The sequence below is a fragment of the Streptomyces sp. NPDC054786 genome (assembly GCF_053611685.1).
This window is the reverse complement of the sequence record NZ_JBSHAW010000093.1, coordinates 1-5759: the sequence shown is the minus strand read 5'-3', so window position 1 is coordinate 5759 and position 5759 is coordinate 1. Positions and strand designations below refer to the sequence as shown.

Sequence of the window (5759 nt, the reverse complement as noted above, 5' to 3'; positions counted from 1 at the left end):
CTTCCGGCGGCCGCCGCTCGCTGTCGTTCGCGGCCCGGCGGGGCGTTATCCCAGTGCCCGCCCCAGGACGTAGACCGCGGGTGCGGCCAGGGCCAGCGGGAGGGCCACGCCGGCCGTCAGGTGGACGAAACGGGACGGGTAGTCGTAGCTGGCCACCCGCAGGCCGATCAGCGCGCAGCCGCCGGCCGCCAGACCCAGCAGCGCGCCGGAGGCTCCGAGGCCGGTCAGCTGGCCGGCCGCGATACCGGCGCCCGCTGCGGCCACCAGGGAGATGCCGATCGAGGCGGGGGAGGGCAGCGGCAGCGCGCGGGCGAGGGTGGCCACCGCGACCGCGGCGGCGCCGACCACCACCGCGTGCGGGCTCGCCGCGAGGTGGCCGGCGGCGAGCACCGCGAGCGCCGACGAGGTCAGGCCCGCGGTCAGCGCGTACATCCGCTCGTCGGCGCTGCTGCGGTTGCGCAGCTGGAGGACGAGGACGAGCAGACACCACACCCCGAGCGTGCCGATGCCGACCAGGGGCGCGCTCGCGCGGTCGGTGGCCAGCAGCGCGACGTCGGTGGTCAGTCCGCCCAGGAAGGCGAGCGCGATGCCCTGGCGGGCCGGCCACATGCCGTTGAGCCGGAACCACCCGGCGGCCGTGACGGCCTGCAGCAGCGCCACCGGTACGGCGAGCACCGGGCGGCCGAGCGGCGCGGTGAGCGCCAGCAGCAGGGCGAGCCCGGCGGTCAGCGCGGCCGGCTGGATGCCGGGCGGGATGATCGGCGAGCGGCCCTCGGCGCGGGCGCGCTGGTTGGGCGCGAGCGGCGCGGAGGAGACCGACGCGGCGGAGACCGGCGCGGTGGCCGCCGACGCGGGGGCGGCGGGCGCCGGCCTGGCCTGCTGGGGGTGCTGGCGGGCGTACGGCTCCTCGGCCGGGCGGGCGGTCTGGTGCTGGGTGGGCAGCGGCGCGGTCTCCGCGGGGTGCGGGGCGCCGTAGCCGTCCTGGCCGTAGGCCGGTCGCTGCGGCTGTTGCGGGCGCTGCGGTTGCTGTGGCTGGTGCGGCTGCCGGTGCTGCTGTCCGTAGGCGTCGTACCCGTACTGGCCGCGCCCGTACGGGTCCTGTCCGTACGGGGCGCGTCCCTGCCCGCCGCGTCCGTGCTGTCCGTGCCCGTACTGCTCGGGCCGCGGCTGCTGCTGCGCGGAGGGGTCGTAGGCCTGCTGCCCGTGTGACGGCTGCTGGCCGTGCGGGGCCTGCGGTCCGTGCGAGGCCTGCTGCCCGTGTGACGGCTGCTGTCCGTAGGGTGCCTGCGGCTCGTACGGTGCCTGCTGCCCGTAGGGGGGCGGTGCGGGCTGCGGTGCCTGCCGTCCGTACGGCGGCTGCTGCGCGTACGGATCGTGCGGCTCGTACGGATTGCGGTGCTGCGGCTGGTTGTCGCTCATGGTCGTGTACTCACCCTCCCGCGAACGGCGGCAGGACCTCGACGGTGCCGCCCTCGGCCAGCGACACCGCCTGGTGGTCGCGGGTGCCGACCGGATCGCCGTCCACCAGGAACGAGCAGCGCAGCAGAACGCGCGCGAACTCGGGGTTCGCGGCATGCGCCGCGCGCGCGGCGTCGAGCGCCTCGGCGAGCGTCGCCGCCGCATACGGCTCCTCTGCCGTGCCGGCGGCGGCCTTGGCCGCGGCCCAGTAGCGCACGGTGCCAGTTGTTGTCACGGCGGCCTCTTCGTCGTGTCGGTCGGGGGACGCCCCCGTGGTGGCGGGGCCCCGTCGTTGCCGCCTCCATGATGGCCTACGCGGCGGGTGATCCGGCTCCGGGCAAGTTCTGGCAAAGGCTCAGGACCGGTGCTGGGCGGACGCCGGAAATTCGGTTGCCAAGGGCAAGTGTTCGCCTAGGCTCATGCCGTGTTGGTCCGACTAGCGCGGGCGCATTTGCGGCCCCACAGGCGCTCGATATCCCTGATCGTGCTGCTCCAGCTGATCCAGACCCTGGCAACCCTCTACCTCCCCACCCTCAACGCCGACATCATTGACAACGGTGTCGTGAAGGGGGAATCGGGCTACATCCTCCGCGTCGGCGGCTTCATGGTCGCCGTCACCCTCCTGCAGATCGTCTGCGCGATCGGTGCCGTCTACTTCGGTGCCCGTACGGCCATGGCGCTCGGCCGGGACATCCGCGCCGCGGTCTTCGACCGGGTGCAGTCCTTCTCCGCCCGCGAAGTGGGCACGTTCGGCGCGCCGTCGCTGATCACCCGCACGACCAATGACGTCCAGCAGGTCCAGATGCTGGTGCTGATGACGTTCACGATGATGGTCTCGGCGCCGATCATGTGCGTCGGCGGTGTGGTCATGGCGCTCAACCAGGACGTGCCGCTGTCGGGCCTGCTCCTGGTCATCGTCCCGGTCCTCGGGATTTTCGTCTCACTGGTCGTGCGCCGGATGCGGCCGCTGTTCCGCGGGGTGCAGGAGCGCATCGACACCGTCAACCGCGTACTGCGCGAGCAGATCACCGGCATCCGCGTCATCCGCGCCTTCGTCCGCGACCGGCACGAGCGTGAGCGGTTCGCCGGGGCCAACACCGATCTCTACGACGTGTCGCTGCGCGCCGGCCGGCTGATGTCGATGATGTTCCCGCTGGTCATGCTGATCGTGAACCTCTCCAGCGTGGCCGTCGTGTGGTTCGGCGGGCTGCGGATCGACAGCGGCGCCATGCAGATCGGCGCACTGACGGCGTTCCTCAGCTACCTCATGTACATCCTGATGTCGATCATGATGGCGACGTTCATGGTGATGATGCTGCCGCGCGCCGAGGTCTGCGCCGAGCGCATCCAGGAGGTCCTGGCGACCGACTCCAGCGTCACCCCGCCCGAGAACCCCGTCACCGAGCTCCGCCGCCACGGCGAACTGGAGCTGCGCGGCGTCGAGTTCCGCTTCCCGGGGGCCGAGCAGCCGGTCCTCAAGGACATCTCGCTGATCGCCCGCCCCGGTGAGACCACCGCCGTCATCGGCTCGACCGGCTCCGGCAAGTCGACCCTCCTGGGGCTCGTACCGCGGCTGTTCGACGCGACCGGCGGCGCGGTCCTGGTGGACGGCGAGGACGTCCGCACCCTCGACCAGGAGACGCTGGCCAAGGCCATCGGGCTGGTCCCGCAGAAGCCGTATCTCTTCTCCGGCACCGTCGCCACCAACCTGCGCTACGGCAACCCGGACGCCACCGACGACGAGCTGTGGCACGCCCTGGAGACCGCGCAGGCGCGGGACTTCGTCGAGCGGATGGAAGGCGGCCTGCAGGCCCCCGTCGCCCAGGGCGGCAGCAATGTCTCCGGCGGCCAGCGGCAGCGGCTGGCCATCGCGCGGGCGCTGGTGCGCCGGCCCGAGATCTACCTCTTCGACGACTCCTTCTCCGCGCTGGACTACGCGACGGACGCCGCGCTGCGGGCCGCGCTGTCCCGCGAGACCGACCGCGCGACGGTGGTGATCGTCGCCCAGCGGGTCTCCACGATCCGCGGCGCCGACCGGATCGTCGTCCTGGACGAGGGCCGGATCGTCGGCACCGGCACCCACACCGAGTTGATGGCCGGCAACGAGACCTACCGGGAGATCGTGCTCTCCCAGCTCACCGAGCAGGAGGCGGCGTGACCACCGCGGACAAGGGGACGGCGGCCCGGGCCGAGGCCCCGGCGGCCACCGAGGAGACCCCTCAGGCGGCCCCCGGACGAGGCCCGGCCCCGGCGGCCGGGCCCGCCCGGATGATGGGCGGCCAGCCCACCGAGAAATCGATGGACTTCAAGGGCTCCGGCACCCGGCTGCTGGCCCAGATGCGGCCCGAGCGCGGCATCATCTCCGTCGCGCTGGTGCTGGGCGTACTGAGCGTGGCGCTCACGGTCGTGGGCCCCAAGGTCCTCGGCCACGCCACCGACCTGATCATGTCCGGCATCATCGGCCGCCGGCTGCCCGCCGGCCTCACCAAGGCCCAGGCCGCGGATCAGCTGCGCGCCCACGGCGAGGGCGGGCTCGCCGACATGATCGGCGCGATGCCGGTCACCCCCGGCCACGGCATCGACTTCGGAGCCATCGGCCAGGTCCTGCTCTGGGTCACCCTGATCTACGTGGGCGCCTCGCTGTTCGGCTTCGTCCAGGCCAGGATCGCCACGCGGGTCGTCCAGCGGACCGTCTTCCGGATGCGGGAGCAGGTCGAGGAGAAGCTGGCGCGGCTGCCGCTGAGCTACTTCGACAAGCAGCAGCGCGGCGAGGTGCTCTCCCGGGCGACCAACGACATCGACAACATCCAGCAGACGCTGCAGCAGACCCTCAGCCAGATCGTGGTCTCGTTGCTGACCATCGTCGGTGTGCTCGTCGTGATGTTCTGGATCTCGTGGCTGCTGGCGCTGGTCGCCCTGATCACGGTCCCGGTCTCCGTCGTCGTCGCCACCAAGGTCGGCAAGCGCGCCCAGCCGCAGTTCGTCCAGCAGTGGAAGACCACCGGCAAGCTCAATGGGCACATCGAGGAGATGTACACCGGCCACAGCCTGGTGAAGGTCTTCGGCCGCGAGCGGGAGTCCGCCGAGCTGTTCCGCGAACAGAACGAGGCCCTGTACGCCGCCGGGTTCAAGGCCCAGTTCATCTCCGGGATCATCCAGCCCGCGATGATGTTCATCGGCAACCTCAACTACGTGCTGGTGGCCGTCGTCGGCGGGCTGCGGGTCGCCTCCGGGGCGCTGTCCATCGGCGACGTCCAGGCCTTCATCCAGTACTCCCGGCAGTTCAGCCAGCCGCTCACCCAGGTCGCCTCGATGGCCAACCTGGTCCAGTCCGGTGTCGCCTCCGCCGAGCGGGTCTTCGAACTCCTCGACGCCAAGGAGCAGGACCCCGACGCCGAGCGGCCGGCCGGGCCCGAGCGTGTCGACGGCCGGGTCGCGTTCGAGGACGTCTCCTTCCGTTACGCGCCGGACAAGCCGCTCATCGAGGATCTGTCGCTGGCCGTCCACCCCGGCCAGACGGTGGCGATCGTCGGCCCGACGGGCGCCGGCAAGACCACGCTGGTCAACCTGCTGATGCGCTTCTACGAGGTGCGCGGCGGCCGGATCACCCTCGACGGCACCGACATCGCCGAGATGCCGCGCGAGGAGCTGCGCTCCCACATCGGCATGGTCCTCCAGGACACCTGGCTCTTCGGCGGCACGATCGCGGAGAACATCGCCTACGGAGCCCCCGCGGGCATCTCGATGGACAAGATCGTGGCGGCCGCCAGGGCCACCCACGTCGACCGTTTCGTGCGCACCCTGCCGGACGGCTACGAGACGGTGCTCGACGACGAGGGCAGCAATGTCTCGGTCGGCGAGAAGCAGCTGATCACCATCGCCCGTGCCTTCCTCGCCGAACCCGAGATCCTCGTCCTGGACGAGGCCACCAGCTCGGTCGACACCCGCACCGAGGTGCTCATCCAGCACGCGATGGCCCAGCTCCGCAGCGGCCGCACCAGCTTCGTCATCGCCCACCGCCTCTCCACCATCCGCGACGCCGACGTCATCCTGGTGATGGAGAACGGCGCGATCGTCGAACAGGGCCCCCACGACGCCCTGTTGGCGGCGGGCGGCGCCTACGCCCGCCTGTACGCGGCCCAGTTCGCGGAGCCGGTCACGGAGGCCGGCTGATTCCCACGTTGTCGGCTGTCCCGCCGTGGTGGTGTCTCGCCGTTGCGCCTGGCGGCGGGCGGGGTCCGCTGCGCGGGGCTGTCGGGGTGCGGTGACGGGCCTGCGCGGGTGGGTGTCCGGACTGCTTC

Annotated in this window: 4 protein-coding genes; 2 read left to right on the top strand and 2 right to left on the bottom strand. The window is 72.0% G+C overall.

From position 1 onward, the window contains the following. Positions 1–45: 45 nt before the first annotated feature. Together ACWGI6_RS38050 and ACWGI6_RS38045 are read right to left on the bottom strand one after the other, a co-directional pair. Complete coding sequence (locus tag ACWGI6_RS38050; RefSeq protein ID WP_453271751.1) at positions 46–1419, bottom strand: hypothetical protein; 1374 nt, start codon at positions 1417–1419, stop codon at positions 46–48. A gap of 10 nt (positions 1420–1429) precedes the next feature. After that, the gene (locus ACWGI6_RS38045) at positions 1430–1675 is read right to left on the bottom strand and encodes a MoaD/ThiS family protein (RefSeq protein WP_393907735.1); all 246 of its coding nucleotides are present in this window, start codon (positions 1673–1675) and stop codon (positions 1430–1432) included. Between the two features lie 207 nt (positions 1676–1882). Here ACWGI6_RS38045 and ACWGI6_RS38040 point away from each other — a divergent pair, with 207 nt between their 5' ends. Both ACWGI6_RS38040 and ACWGI6_RS38035 read left to right on the top strand, forming a co-directional pair. Next, positions 1883–3616 carry an ABC transporter ATP-binding protein gene (locus ACWGI6_RS38040; protein WP_453271750.1) on the top strand — a complete coding sequence of 578 codons (1734 nt, stop codon included), beginning with the start codon at positions 1883–1885 and terminating at the stop codon, positions 3614–3616. Positions 3617–3729: 113 nt separating this feature from the next. After that, on the top strand, positions 3730–5631 hold the full coding sequence (locus tag ACWGI6_RS38035; protein WP_453271752.1) for an ABC transporter ATP-binding protein: 1902 nt from the start codon (positions 3730–3732) through the stop codon (positions 5629–5631). Positions 5632–5759: the final 128 nt, after the last annotated feature.